Genomic DNA, 13,326 nt, shown 5'->3' on the forward strand with positions numbered 1-13,326 from the left:
ACTGAAAGGGAAATTACAATGGAACGAATCATTCATGGAGATGTCTTATCGCCAATCTTGGCTTATATGCGCCTAAAGGGGCAACACAAGGTTATCTTAGAGAGTATTCCGAGAGACAAGGAAACAGCTCGTTTTTCTATCCTAGCCTATAATCCTGTTTTTGAGATTAAGTTTGAAAATGGAGTTCTTTATCAAAATGGGCAGGTGATTGATCGGGATCCCTTGGATTTCCTTTATGAAGTGACTCATAAGAACCAGCACCATTCAGACCTACCTTTTGGTGGGGGAGCCATTGGATTTGTTGGCTACGATATGATTTCGCTTTATGAAGAAATTGGTCAAATTCCTGAAGATACAATTGGAACTCCAGACATGCATTTCTTCGTCTATGAGAGTTACATGGTCTTTGACCACAAGAAGGAAAAAATCCATGTCATAGAGGATGCTCTCTATAGTGAGCGTAGTCAAGAAGACTTGGAAAAAGCCTTGAACCAAGTACTTGAGGAATTACGCATTCCTGCTCCAAATGAATTTGAAGACTTGGATCTATCTCCACTGGACTTCAAACCGCATATCGCTCCTCAGAAGTTTGAGGAAATGGTGGAAACCGCTCGTGACTTGATTCGTAATGGCGACATGTTCCAGTGCGTACTCAGTCAGCGCTTCTCAGCAGAAGTTACTGGAAATCCATTTGACTTTTACAGAAATCTCCGCGTGACCAATCCATCTAATTACCTTTATTTCTATGACTTTGGGGATTATCAAATCATCGGTGCCAGTCCAGAAAGTTTGGTTTCTGTCAAAAATGGCATCGTGACAACCAATCCGATTGCAGGGACACGACCAAGAGGCGCTACGGATGAAGAAGACAAGGATTTGGCGACAGACCTGCTTTCGGATGAGAAGGAAACAGCAGAGCATCGGATGTTAGTAGACTTGGGACGAAATGATATTGGCCGCATCTCTGAAACGGCCAGTGTTCAAGTCACTAAGTATATGGAAGTGGAGCTCTTCCGCTATGTCATGCATTTGACCAGTGTGGTCAAAGGGTGTTTGCTTCCAGAACTTACTGCCATGGATGCTTTGAAAGCAACACTTCCTGCCGGAACTGTTTCTGGAGCACCAAAAATTCGCGCGATGAGACGTATCTATGAACTGGAAACAGAAAAACGAGGCGTATACGCAGGAGCAATCGGCTACTTGTCTGCGACGGGTGATATGGACTTCGCCATTGCTATCCGAACTATGATTCTCAAAAATCAAACAGCCTATGTGCAGGCTGGGGCAGGGATTGTCTACGACTCTATTGCCCAAAACGAATACCAAGAAACTATTAACAAAGCAAAATCTATGACTAGAATTGGAGAACTAAGACCATGATTTTATTGATTGACAACTATGATTCTTTTACCTATAACTTGGCCCAATACATTGGGAATTTTGCAGAAGTACAGGTCTTGAGAAATGATGATCCCAAGCTGTATGAAGAAGCTGAAAAAGCAGATGGTCTGGTCTTTTCTCCTGGTCCTGGTTGGCCAGTTGATGCTGGAAAGATGGAAGACATGATTCGTGATTTTGCTGGCAAGAAGCCGATTCTTGGGATTTGTTTGGGCCATCAAGCCATTGCAGAAGTCTTTGGTGGTAAGCTAGGTTTGGCTCCAAAAGTCATGCATGGGAAACAGAGCAATATCAGCTTTGAAGCGCCATCTGTTTTGTATCAAGGCATTGAGGATGACCGTGCAGTCATGCGTTACCACAGTATTTTGATTGAAGAAATGCCAGAAGACTTTGAAGTGACAGCTCGTTCTACTGATGACCAAGCTATCATGGGGATTCAACACAAAACCCTACCAATTTATGGCTTCCAGTACCATCCAGAGAGCATTGGAACGCCAGATGGCTTGTCTTCTATTCGGAATTTTATAGATAAGGTTGTAAAGTGAGGAAACTAGGATGAAAGAGATTATTGAAAAACTAGCAAAATTTGAAAATTTATCAGGTGTGGAAATGACGGATGTCATTGAGCGTATCGTAACTGGGCGTGTAACGGAGGCGCAGATTGCTTCTCTCCTTTTGGCTCTTAAGATGAAGGGGGAAACACCTGAAGAACGCACAGCCATTGCCCAAGTCATGAGAGGACATGCCCAACATATTCCAACTGAGATTCATGATGCCATGGACAACTGTGGTACAGGTGGAGACAAATCCTTCAGCTTTAACATCTCCACAACCTCAGCCTTTGTCTTGGCTGGTGGTGGTGTTCATATGGCAAAACACGGTAACCGCTCGATTTCTTCTAAATCTGGTTCTGCAGATGTCCTAGAAGCCTTGGGCATCAACCTAGACCTCAAACCGGCTGAACTAGGTAAGGTCTTTGATAAGACTGGCATCGTCTTTCTCTTTGCTAAAAATATGCACCCAGCAATGAAATACATCATGCCAGCTCGTTTGGAATTGGGAATTCCAACAATCATGAACTTGACTGGTCCTCTGATTCACCCAATGACTTTGGAAACACAGCTTCTTGGTATTAGTCGTCCAGAACTTCTAGAAAGTACAGCTCAGGTTTTGAAAAATATGGGTCGCAAACGTGCTATAGTGGTTGCTGGTCCAGAAGGATTGGACGAAGCTGGTTTGAATGGAACAACCAAGATTGCCCTTCTTGAAAATGGCGAAATCACCTTGTCAAGCTTTACTCCAGAAGATCTGGGGATGGAACGCTACGCTATCGAAGACATTCGTGGAGGCAATGCTCAGGAAAATGCAGAAATTTTGCTTAGAGTTCTGAAAAACGAACCAAGTCCATTCTTGGAAACGACAGTCTTGAATGCTGGTCTTGGTTTCTATGCTAATGGTAAGGTTGATAGCATCAAGGACGGAGTTGCCTTAGCTCGTCAAGTCATTGCTAGTGGCAAGGCTCTTGAAAAACTCAGACTGTTACAGGAGTACCAAAAATGAGTCAGGAATTTTTAGCACGAATTTTGGAGCAGAAGGCGCGTGAGGTTGAGCAGATGGAGCTGGAGGAAATCCAGCCCTTGCGCCAGCCCTATCGCTTGGCTGACTTTTTGAAGAATCATCAAGACCGCTTGCAGGTGATTGCAGAAGTTAAGAAAGCTAGCCCTAGTCTGGGGGATATCAATCTCGATGTGGATATTGTACAACAGGCCCAGACTTATGAAGCGAACGGCGCAGTGATGATTTCGGTTTTGACAGATGAAGTTTTCTTTAAAGGACATTTGGATTATCTACGGGAGATTTCCAGTCAGGTAAACATTCCAACACTCAACAAGGACTTTATTATCGATGAAAAGCAAATCATTCGAGCTCGCAATGCAGGTGCAACAGTTATCTTGCTCATCGTGGCAGCCTTGTCTGAAGAACGCCTCAAGGAACTTTATGACTATGCGACAGAGCTTGGTCTGGAAGTCTTGGTGGAAACTCACAATCTAGCTGAACTAGAGGTAGCTCACAGACTTGGTGCGGAGATTATTGGTGTTAATAACCGCAATTTGACTACCTTTGAAGTTGACTTGCAGACCAGTGTAGATTTGGCTAAACATTTCAAAGATGATTGCTTGTACATTTCTGAATCTGCTATTTTCACAGGGCAGGATGCGGAACGAGTAGCACCATACTTTAACGGCATTTTAGTAGGGACAGCTCTCATGCAGGCAGAAGATGTAGCCCAGAGAATCAAGGAGTTGCAGATTGACAAAGGTTAAAATTTGTGGACTATCGACCAAAGAAGCGGTGGAGACAGCTGTATCAGCAGGAGCAGACTATATCGGTTTTGTCTTTGCACCCAGTAAAAGACAGGTGACCTTGGATCAGGCTGCTGAGTTGGCAAAGCTTATTCATGCGGATGTCAAAAAGGTTGGTGTATTTGTTTCACCAAGTCGTGCAGAACTGCTAGAAGCGATTGACAAAGTTGAGTTGGACTTGGTTCAAATTCATGGTCAGCTGGCGGATGATGTGTTTGAGGACTTGCCCTGTTCTAGTATTCAGGCTGTGCAGGTGGATGGAGAGGGTCGTGTGCCTAATTCTCAGGCAGATTATCTACTCTTTGATGCCCCTGTGGCAGGGAGTGGCCAAACCTTTGACTGGGGGCAACTAGATACGACTGGACTCGCTCAGCCCTTCTTTATCGCAGGTGGGCTTAAGGAAGACAATGTAGTAAAAGCAATTCAACACTTTACTCCCTATGCAGTAGATGTATCGAGCGGAGTGGAGACAGATGGACAAAAAGATCATGAAAAGATTAGAAGATTTATAGAGAGGGTAAAGCATGGCATATCAGGAACCAAATAAAGATGGATTTTACGGAAAATTCGGCGGACGTTTTGTCCCAGAAACATTGATGACAGCAGTTTTGGAGTTGGAGAAGGCCTACCGTGAAAGTCAGGCAGATCCAAGTTTCCAAGAGGAATTAAACCAACTCTTGCGCCAGTACGTGGGACGTGAAACTCCCCTTTACTACGCAAAAAATTTGACCCAGCATATTGGCGGAGCCAAGATTTATCTTAAACGAGAAGATCTCAACCATACAGGTGCCCACAAGATTAACAATGCCTTGGGACAAGTTTTGCTCGCTAAACGCATGGGTAAAAAGAAAATTATCGCAGAAACAGGTGCTGGTCAGCACGGTGTGGCAACTGCAACTGCTGCAGCCCTCTTTAACATGGAATGTACCATCTATATGGGTGAAGAGGATGTTAAACGCCAAGCCCTCAATGTCTTCCGTATGGAGCTTTTGGGAGCAAAGGTCGAGTCTGTAACAGATGGTTCGCGCGTGCTCAAGGATGCGGTCAATGCAGCCCTTCGTTCATGGGTAGCAAATATCGATGATACCCACTATATTCTTGGTTCTGCCTTGGGGCCTCATCCATTCCCAGAAATCGTTCGTGACTTCCAAAGCGTTATTGGTAGAGAGGCTAAACAACAGTACCGTGACTTGACAGGTCAAGATCTGCCAGATGCCCTAGTAGCCTGTGTTGGTGGTGGGTCGAATGCCATCGGGCTCTTCCATCCATTTGTAGAAGATGAGTCAGTAGCCATGTATGGGGCTGAAGCAGCTGGACTTGGTGTAGATACGGAGCACCACGCAGCTACCTTGACCAAGGGGCGTCCTGGTGTCCTTCACGGTTCTCTCATGGATGTACTCCAAGATGCTCATGGCCAAATTCTTGAAGCCTTCTCTATCTCAGCAGGTTTGGACTATCCTGGTATCGGTCCAGAACATTCTCACTACCACGATATTAAACGTGCCAGCTATGTTCCTGTGACGGATGAAGAAGCCTTGGAAGGATTCCAACTCCTGTCTCGTGTGGAAGGGATTATCCCAGCCTTGGAATCTAGTCACGCTATTGCCTTTGCGGTGAAATTGGCCAAAGAACTGGGTCCAGACAAATCCATGATTGTTTGTCTATCAGGTCGTGGGGACAAGGATGTGGTCCAAATCAAAGACCGCTTGGAAGCAGATGCAGCAAAGAAGGGAGAAGCTCATGCCTAAGATACTAACAGAAAAATTAAACGCTATAAAAGCAGCTGGAAAAGGAATTTTCGTTCCCTATATCATGGCTGGAGATCATGAGAAAGGTTTGGACGGTCTTGCTGAAACAATTCACTTTTTAGAAGATTTGGGTGTCTCTGCAATTGAAGTGGGCATTCCCTTTTCAGATCCAGTTGCAGATGGACCTGTTATCGAAGAAGCTGGCTTGCGCAGTCTAGCTCATGGTACTTCGACACAAGCTTTGGTTGAAACCTTGAAAACCATTGAAACAGAAGTACCACTTGTCATCATGACCTACTTCAACCCCCTCTTTCAGTACGGTGTGGAGAATTTTGTCAAAGATTTGGCAGATACAGCGGTTAAGGGCTTGATTATCCCAGACCTGCCTCATGAGCATGCCAACTTTGTAGAACCATTTCTGGCAGACACAGACATCGCCTTGATTCCTTTAGTAAGCTTGACCACAGGGATTGAGCGCCAGAAAGAGTTGATTAAAGGGGCAGAAGGTTTTGTCTATGCCGTTGCTATCAATGGAGTGACAGGGAAATCTGGCAATTACCGCGCAGACTTGGACAAGCACTTGGCACAATTGCATCAAGTGGCCGACATCCCAGTATTGACAGGATTTGGCGTATCTAGTCAAGCTGATGTTGAACGCTTCAATGCGGTGTCAGATGGTGTTATCGTTGGTTCGAAAATTGTAAAAGCCCTCCACCAAGGAGAGCCGATTCAGGACTTTATCAAACAAGCAGTAGCTTACCAAAAATAATCACACAAGTAGCGAGTAAGAGGAAAGGCACAAAAGGAAGTCTTTCCTTTTTCTTTTGTAGGAGAAAGGCTAGAATTCCCATCGCAGAAGCAAACTGAATCAAGATGAGTAATTCGGTCGCACTAAAGACGAGAGCACAAGAAGCTAAAAAGAGAAAATCCCCTGCTCCCATGCGGATATCAATAAAATGAGCCACAATTCCAAGGGCAAGGAAGAAGACCATGACCAGATTCCAGCCAGAGCAGACCATTAGGAGTAGATGAAAGACAATCCAGACCAGTAAGGGATATTCTTGATGGTGAAAGTCGTAGATACCCAAGGTCAAACCAGTAGTGATTAGGATAACTTGTCCCAAGGAAAGAAAACCCCAAGAGCAAACCAGAAAAAGGAGACCTAAACTTAGTTCAAAAAGGGCATACCAGACTGGATAAGGTGCCTTGCAGTAGCGACAGCGAAAGCGATTGAGCACCTGCGACAGAATCGGAATCAAATCTAAGGGACGCAAGCGAATCTGACAAGAATCGCAGTGACTGGCTGGACTGATAATAGATTGCTCAGGGAAACGGTCAATGACCAAACCAAGAAAGGAAGCGAGAATGCTCCCGACAAGAAAAAAATAAAAATCGATCATACTTATCTATTCGTAAAAAATAGGAGAAGTAGTATAATAGAGAAACATAGATAAGATGGTGAGGTCAAGATGACAATTCGTTTTGAAGAAAAGGTGAGCACAGAAAACGCTCAGCTCGTATGCCAATGGTCCAACTCTCTCGGAAAATCCTTTCAAGAACAATGGATGGGACAAATGGTTCCTTTTCCCTTGACTATTCAAGCCTTGCAAGATTTGGAAGGAGTCTTTTCAATCTTTGATGGATCAGAGTTTGTCGGGATTATCCAGAAAATCAGATTGGAAAATAGTAATCTTCATATCGGAAGATTTTTTATCAACCCCAAAAAACAGGGGCAAGGCTTAGGTAGCCAGGCTTTAAGGAAATTTGTTAGTTTGGTCTTTGAAAATGAAGACATAGATACTATTTCTTTAAATGTCTTCGAAGCAAATCAAGCAGCCCAGCATCTCTATCAAAAAGAAGGATTTGAAATCGTTCAAATAGTTGAAGCACCTGTACGAAAATACATCATGAAAAAGAGTAGATAGAAAGTAAAAATCCTTGAAATCAATCTTGACTGCGATGATGAACCTGAATCAGCCCATCAAAAGGACTGTATATGAATGAACGTTACCAGTGTTTAAAAACTAAAGAATATCAGGTACTTTTATCTTCCAAGGGTAGATAAATTTTCGCTAAACGTAAGATTGATATGAAATCTGTCTTTGGGCAGATAAAGGTTTGTTTGGGTTATAAGAGATGTTATCTGAGAGGTAAGCGTCAAGTGAGAATTGACATGGGATTCGTACTCATGGTCAACAACCTGCTGAAATATAATAAGAGAAAGAGGTGAAATTAAAAAGCTAGAGTTCCGCAATTGGAAATCTCTAGCTTTTTGTTTTCTGAGAATCATCTTGACTCAGACTCTTTTGACTAATGTTACTAAAGAGATAAAGTAACTTTTAGCCTTATTTATTGTCGCCACTCAACATGTTTTTGATACCTTCTACAGCACCTTCTACAGCGTCTTTGGCATCTTCAGCAACTTCTTTTACTTTAGAAACAACTTTTTCAGCTGCTCCTTCTTTTTCCATTTTTTCATCACCGATGGCTTTCCCAACACCTTCTTTAATAGAACCTTTAGCTTGATTTAATTTTTCTTCTACTGACATGATAATTTCTCCTGTTATATTTATTTTATCTTAGTTTACACGAGTTTTTTCGTGAGATACTACACCAGTTGCTGCACCTTTAACAGCTTCTACGCCTTCGCTAACTTTTTCTTGAACAGTTGAGAAACCAGATCCAAGACCAGATTTAGCTTTTTCGAATTGTTCTGAAGCGAATTCTCCTGTTGATTCAGCAACGTCAGATACGCGATCTTGAAGGCTTACTGAGTCTGCTTCATGTTGTTCTTTAGTTTTGATGTCGACAACGTTTACGTTGATTTCAACAACTTCCAAGTCAGTCATTTTAGCAACTTCTGAAGATACGATTTCTCTGATTTCTGAATATAAAGCTGGAACATTTTTTTGGTACTCAGCAATAATGTTTAAGTCAACTGCAACTTGTGTTTTACCAACTTCTACGTTAACACCACTTGTTACGTCATCGCTGTTAACGATTTTTTCTTTAAGATTTGAGAAGAAACCACCGTCGATTCCCAAAAGACCTGAAACGTTTTCTAGTGACAGACCAATGATTTTTTGGATAACTTTATCTTCGTAAGTAAGTTCTCCTTTGATTTCGTGAGCTACAGCAGTAGCATCTTTCTTTTCTACGTTAGTGTTAATGTTTTTTTCGTTTGACATATGAAACTCCTTTAATTAAATTAGTAATTTTTATTTATCTATATAGTTTTTTTCGATATATAATCCAGCTGCAACTCCCAGTGCTCCTAAAATCAATACAAATATTGTTTTGAAGAAGCCAAAGGAGATAATCAAACAAGCGAGAAATACGCCTATGAGACCTGCGATTATTGGATATCGATATTGTTTAAGCCATTCCATTTTTTGCTTCCTTACTTCACACGACTAACAGTCTTTTTGTTTTGAGGTTTTGGTTTAGGCTGGTAGTCTTTTACTAGAACTTCTAGTTTAACCTGACGCTCAATACCAAAAAACTGCTTCAATCCATTAGTTATTTCATTTTGAATTAGTTGGCATCTGTCAGCGATGTTGTCCGAAGGAAGAATTTTACCTTCTACATGAACGAAACATTTATTTTTTCGTAAATTTACATGAACAGTTGGGTTCTTGATCAATCCATGATCACTTACCAAACTTCTAACAAAACCTTCGATTGCAGAATTCTTTAATTTTAATGTATCGTTTTTAGTTTCAAGTTGAATTTCCAAATAACGTTTAGGATAAAACAACACAACTGACATCGATAACAAAACTAAAGTTGATAGAGCCACTATCCCCCAGAATATATATCTAGAGAGATAGAATTCAACGAAATGATTCTGTCTCCAGCTAAATAGCTGAATGCCTAGATCACTAACTTGATGATAATCTATCAAAACAGGAAGGAAAATTGTCAAGATTAAAATACAGAAAATAATTAAAAATATTTTCTTTGTTTTTGACATATACAATCCTTTCGATTTAACATTAAACTATTTTTACCCGTCTAATCTATTTAAAAATAGTTTATTCTACAAGTAATTATTTTTTACCTGTAAAGAATGATACTACAGTAACAACAATTGCTGCTCCTGCAATAGATGGGATCAAAGCCATTCCAGCGATGGATGGGCCCCAACTACCTAAAAGGGATTGTCCTACAGATGACCCGACTAAACCAGCGAATACATTTGCGACGATTCCCATAGAACTACCTTTTTTAGTGATTTTACCTGCCAAGAGACCAATAAGACCTCCAGCAATAATTGACCACAACATTGCCTACCCTTCTTTATTATTTTAATTTCAAAAAATCAAATTCTTTGATTGTTGCTATTATATAATTTTTAAAATTAAAAATATAATCTTTCGACTTGAATTTGATTCTGTATTCACGCCCTCAATAGACGGTAAAATAAGAAAATTGTTTATATATTGCCCCCGTAGTGTTATTATACGAAATAAAGTATCTTAGTAGAAGTCGTTATAGTATGCTATACCTATTCTTTGTGGTATAATTGCAAGAGGTTTAATCCGATAATTTATAAAAAGAGAAAGACATTCATGAGAGATTTATTATCTAAAAAAAGTCATAGGCAATTAGAATTATTAGAATTATTATTTGAACATAAACGTTGGTTTCATCGTTCTGAACTAGCAGAGTTATTAAATTGTACAGAACGTGCAGTCAAAGATGATCTATCCCATGTTAAATCTGCTTTTCCTGACTTGATTTTTCATTCTTCTACTAATGGTATACGCATTATTAATACCGATGATAGTGATATTGAAATGGTTTACCATCATTTCTTTAAACATTCAACTCATTTTTCGATTTTAGAATTTATCTTCTTTAATGAAGGTTGTCAAGCTGAGAGAATTTGTAAAGAATTTTATATCAGTTCATCTTCGCTCTATCGTATTATTAGCCAAATCAATAAAGTGATTAAAAGGCAATTTCAATTTGAAATCAGTCTGACCCCTGTTCAAATCATTGGAAATGAGAGAGACATTCGTTACTTTTTTGCACAATATTTTTCAGAAAAATATTATTTCCTAGAATGGCCATTTGAAAATTTTTCATCAGAGCCCCTATCTCAATTGTTAGAATTGGTTTATAAGGAAACAAGCTTTCCAATGAATTTGTCAACTCATAGAATGCTAAAGTTGCTCCTAGTTACGAACCTATATAGAATAAAGTTTGGTCATTTCATGGAAGTAGAGAAAGACTCTTTTAACGATCAAAGTTTGGATTTTTTAATGCAGGTAGAAGGAATAGAAGGTGTTGCTAAGAATTTTGAATTAGAATACAATATCTCTTTAGATGAAGAAGTTGTTTGCCAATTATTTGTGTCTTACTTTCAAAAAATGTTTTTCATAGATGAAAGTCTCTTTTTGAAATGCGTAAAAAAGGATAGCTATGTTGAAAAATCTTACCATCTATTGAGTGATTTTATTGATCAGATTTCAGTCAAGTATCAGATTGAGATTGAGAATAAGGATAATCTGATTTGGCATCTGCATAATACTGCACATCTGTATCGTCAGGAGTTGTCCACTGAGTTTATTTTATTTGATCAAAAAGGGAATACAATCAGGAATTTTCAAAATATTTTCCCTAAATTTGTTTCAGATGTAAAAAAAGAGCTTTCTCATTATTTAGAGACTCTTGAAGTTTGTTCTAGTTCAATGATGGTAAATCATCTATCTTATACCTTCATCACTCATACCAAACATTTGGTGCTTAATCTACTACAAAATCAGCCAAAGCTGAAGGTTCTGGTTATGAGTAATTTTGATCAGTATCATGCAAAATCCGTTGCAGAGACACTTTCTTATTATTGCAGCAACAATTTTGAACTTGAAGTTTGGACTGAATTAGAATTATCAAAGGAATCTTTAGAAGAATCGCCTTATGATATCATCATTTCTAATTTTATTATTCCTCCGATTGAAAATAAGAGACTGATCTATTCAAATAATATAAACACGGTCTCACTCATATCTTTGTTAAATGCCATGATGTTTATTCGATTAGATTAGTAACCTAAAATAAAAAATGCTATTTCGCGTTTTGAACTGTACCTCAAAAGTTAGACAGAAAAAATCTAATTTTTGGGGTGTTTTTATTAAGAAAAGACCTTCAGTCATTTAAGTAAAATGTACATCTAGAGTCATAGTCCTCTAAAACTCTTGCTTTTTTTGTAGAAGATACGAAAAAAACCTTGATTCCAAGGCTTTTCCTGTTGTATGTAGATGCCCCCTACATGGATTTGTAAGAACTTTTCATATTGAAAATAAACAAAAATGTTGAAATATAGCTGATTTTAGGGAAATACTTTTAGGTGTTTTCAATGTCAGGATTTAAAAATGGGGCAAAAGTGGGGCAAAAACGAATGACTCGTATTTGGTTTGAAAACCTATAATACCTAATGATTATGCTATTCTAGATATATAGTTTTGTTATAAATAAATGTCAGTGCGAGATCAAATTGGAGGATAAAATGGAAAAACAAATTAATGAAAAAAAGCCTTGGTTCCCAAAGCTTTTTAATGTTATAAACTCATTAAAATAATCCCCAGTTAGATTTGGAATATTTTTTATTCTGTGTCATATAAAAATAAATAAAATGAATGGCTATAGCTAGAGCTAAAATGGTTGTTATACTCACTACTATTATAGGATTAGAAGCAAAGATTAAAGAGAGAATCAAGGCAGCCAGATAGAGTGTCGCTTGGACACAGTAGTAACTTTTCGAATAGCGAAGATAGTGTTTGTTATAGGGCCCATTTACTAGGACAGCAGCTTGAAAGAGGCCAAATCCGATATAAGAGAAGCTGGTTGCAAAGAGACGATTAGCTTCAGGATTCTGAAGAAAACTCATCGAAACGGTCATCATAAGAAGTCCAATGAAAATAGGATAGTGACTGTAAATTAGAAATAGTCTCTTTTGATTAGATTTTTCATCAATAGCATGGTCGAATTGACCAAAATAAAACAAGAACAGAGAAATCATAATAATGAAATAAAGAACCGAATAAATCGAGAAATTCTCGATTGTAAAGAAGTTAGCTAGCTCCGTAATCATCTCTCCAAACATAATAATGACAAGAAGGGAGATACGCTCGATTAAATGGGGGAGATTTACCTGGTAATGCTTATCTTTATTAAGCAAGATACTTGGCATAATAAATGTTAGCAGAATACTAGCAAATAAGATATAGACTCTAAGGTAAATAGGAAGAAGAGCTGCTAGATAGACTCCTAAACTTCCTAGACCTGTTATCCATAGAAAACCTTTGATACTTTCCCGATGAACATCATCGGTTGATTTTCTAAAAAATTCAACCAAATATTGAAAAAATAAGGTAAGGGTTAATGTACCAATAGCCCAACAGAGATAATGAAAATATTGTTGCCAATCAGGTCCAATCATATTGGCTATAAAGAGTAAAATTCCCATTTTGATAAACATGATTACTATGTTAAATAAAGAGTTCTTTCCATAGCGATTGGTATAATCGGTTTGAATCATCCAGGAATCGATGAGAAACAAAGTAGCAATGAAAAAATCAAGGAAAGAATTCCAAGTCAAAATACCGTTATGAAGATGGTCGATTAAAGTAGTTACTTTTGAAATTGCAAAAACAAAAACTAAGTCATAAAAAAGTTCTGAAAATTCTACACGTTTATGTTTAATAAGAGTTGTCATCTTAAGACCTTTCTATTTTAGAAGTAAAATTTATTATAACAGAAAATGGTAATAAAAGAAAAGAAGATGCTTAAATAACTTCATGTGACGCGAATGA

17 protein-coding genes are annotated in these 13,326 nt (G+C 38.8%); 10 read left to right on the top strand and 7 right to left on the bottom strand.

Annotation, left to right across the window (positions count from 1 at the left end):
• The first annotated feature begins 18 nt into the window (after positions 1–18).
• Genes trpE through trpA form a run of 7 tightly spaced genes read left to right on the top strand, consistent with a single transcriptional unit; the run spans position 19 to position 6,278 of the window.
• On the top strand, positions 19–1,380 hold the full coding sequence (trpE, locus tag NMM17_RS07895; RefSeq protein ID WP_254754200.1) for an anthranilate synthase component I: 1,362 nt from the start codon (positions 19–21) through the stop codon (positions 1,378–1,380).
• Positions 1,377–1,943 (top strand): aminodeoxychorismate/anthranilate synthase component II, encoded by a 567-nt coding sequence (locus tag NMM17_RS07900; protein ID WP_084926229.1) that lies wholly within the window; start codon positions 1,377–1,379, stop codon positions 1,941–1,943. Before trpE ends, NMM17_RS07900 begins: the two co-directional genes overlap by 4 nt.
• A gap of 10 nt (positions 1,944–1,953) precedes the next feature.
• Complete coding sequence (gene trpD, locus NMM17_RS07905) at positions 1,954–2,958, top strand: anthranilate phosphoribosyltransferase (protein ID WP_254754201.1); 1,005 nt, start codon at positions 1,954–1,956, stop codon at positions 2,956–2,958.
• Positions 2,955–3,722: an indole-3-glycerol phosphate synthase TrpC gene (gene trpC / locus NMM17_RS07910; protein ID WP_000076513.1), complete on the top strand. Its 768-nt coding sequence runs from the start codon at positions 2,955–2,957 to the stop codon at positions 3,720–3,722. The genes trpD and trpC overlap by 4 nt, the downstream gene beginning before the upstream one ends.
• A complete protein-coding gene (locus NMM17_RS07915; protein WP_000169876.1) occupies positions 3,709–4,308 on the top strand; it encodes a phosphoribosylanthranilate isomerase in 600 nt (199 codons plus the stop codon). Before trpC ends, NMM17_RS07915 begins: the two co-directional genes overlap by 14 nt.
• Entirely contained in the window at positions 4,286–5,509 is a 1,224-nt protein-coding gene (trpB, locus tag NMM17_RS07920; RefSeq protein ID WP_000331279.1) for a tryptophan synthase subunit beta, read from the top strand. The genes NMM17_RS07915 and trpB overlap by 23 nt, the downstream gene beginning before the upstream one ends.
• Complete coding sequence (gene trpA, locus NMM17_RS07925; RefSeq protein ID WP_254754202.1) at positions 5,502–6,278, top strand: tryptophan synthase subunit alpha; 777 nt, start codon at positions 5,502–5,504, stop codon at positions 6,276–6,278. Before trpB ends, trpA begins: the two co-directional genes overlap by 8 nt.
• Here the strand turns inward: trpA and NMM17_RS07930 are convergent.
• Entirely contained in the window at positions 6,250–6,909 is a 660-nt protein-coding gene (locus NMM17_RS07930) for an A24 family peptidase (protein WP_254754203.1), read from the bottom strand. The two genes, trpA and NMM17_RS07930, sit on opposite strands and share 29 nt — an antisense overlap.
• A gap of 69 nt (positions 6,910–6,978) precedes the next feature.
• Here NMM17_RS07930 and NMM17_RS07935 point away from each other — a divergent pair, with 69 nt between their 5' ends.
• Positions 6,979–7,434, top strand: coding sequence for a GNAT family N-acetyltransferase (locus tag NMM17_RS07935; RefSeq protein WP_254754204.1), 456 nt, complete (start codon positions 6,979–6,981; stop codon positions 7,432–7,434).
• Positions 7,435–7,592: 158 nt separating this feature from the next.
• Positions 7,593–7,739: a transposase gene (locus tag NMM17_RS07940; protein ID WP_261101474.1), complete on the top strand. Its 147-nt coding sequence runs from the start codon at positions 7,593–7,595 to the stop codon at positions 7,737–7,739.
• A 115-nt stretch (positions 7,740–7,854) separates the two neighbouring features.
• On the opposite strand, the gene NMM17_RS07945 is transcribed toward NMM17_RS07940, so the two are convergent.
• The 5 genes from NMM17_RS07945 to NMM17_RS07965 form a co-directional block, all read right to left on the bottom strand.
• Positions 7,855–8,058 (bottom strand): CsbD family protein, encoded by a 204-nt coding sequence (locus NMM17_RS07945; RefSeq protein WP_203175531.1) that lies wholly within the window; start codon positions 8,056–8,058, stop codon positions 7,855–7,857.
• Between the two features lie 30 nt (positions 8,059–8,088).
• Positions 8,089–8,697: an Asp23/Gls24 family envelope stress response protein gene (locus tag NMM17_RS07950; RefSeq protein WP_000064110.1), complete on the bottom strand. Its 609-nt coding sequence runs from the start codon at positions 8,695–8,697 to the stop codon at positions 8,089–8,091.
• A 30-nt stretch (positions 8,698–8,727) separates the two neighbouring features.
• Positions 8,728–8,898 carry a DUF2273 domain-containing protein gene (locus NMM17_RS07955; protein WP_000455064.1) on the bottom strand — a complete coding sequence of 57 codons (171 nt, stop codon included), beginning with the start codon at positions 8,896–8,898 and terminating at the stop codon, positions 8,728–8,730.
• A gap of 11 nt (positions 8,899–8,909) precedes the next feature.
• Entirely contained in the window at positions 8,910–9,482 is a 573-nt protein-coding gene (gene amaP / locus NMM17_RS07960; RefSeq protein WP_254754206.1) for an alkaline shock response membrane anchor protein AmaP, read from the bottom strand.
• A 76-nt stretch (positions 9,483–9,558) separates the two neighbouring features.
• Entirely contained in the window at positions 9,559–9,795 is a 237-nt protein-coding gene (locus NMM17_RS07965) for a GlsB/YeaQ/YmgE family stress response membrane protein (protein WP_254754207.1), read from the bottom strand.
• Positions 9,796–10,080: 285 nt separating this feature from the next.
• Here NMM17_RS07965 and mgaSpn point away from each other — a divergent pair, with 285 nt between their 5' ends.
• The gene (gene mgaSpn, locus NMM17_RS07970; RefSeq protein WP_254754208.1) at positions 10,081–11,559 is read left to right on the top strand and encodes a virulence factor transcriptional regulator MgaSpn; all 1,479 of its coding nucleotides are present in this window, start codon (positions 10,081–10,083) and stop codon (positions 11,557–11,559) included.
• A gap of 524 nt (positions 11,560–12,083) precedes the next feature.
• On the opposite strand, the gene NMM17_RS07975 is transcribed toward mgaSpn, so the two are convergent.
• On the bottom strand, positions 12,084–13,229 hold the full coding sequence (locus NMM17_RS07975; protein WP_254754209.1) for a low temperature requirement protein A: 1,146 nt from the start codon (positions 13,227–13,229) through the stop codon (positions 12,084–12,086).
• Positions 13,230–13,326 lie beyond the last annotated feature (97 nt).

Source organism: Streptococcus sp. CF7_Ac1-12 (assembly GCF_024295905.1).
Lineage (GTDB): Bacteria > Bacillota > Bacilli > Lactobacillales > Streptococcaceae > Streptococcus > Streptococcus mitis_AP.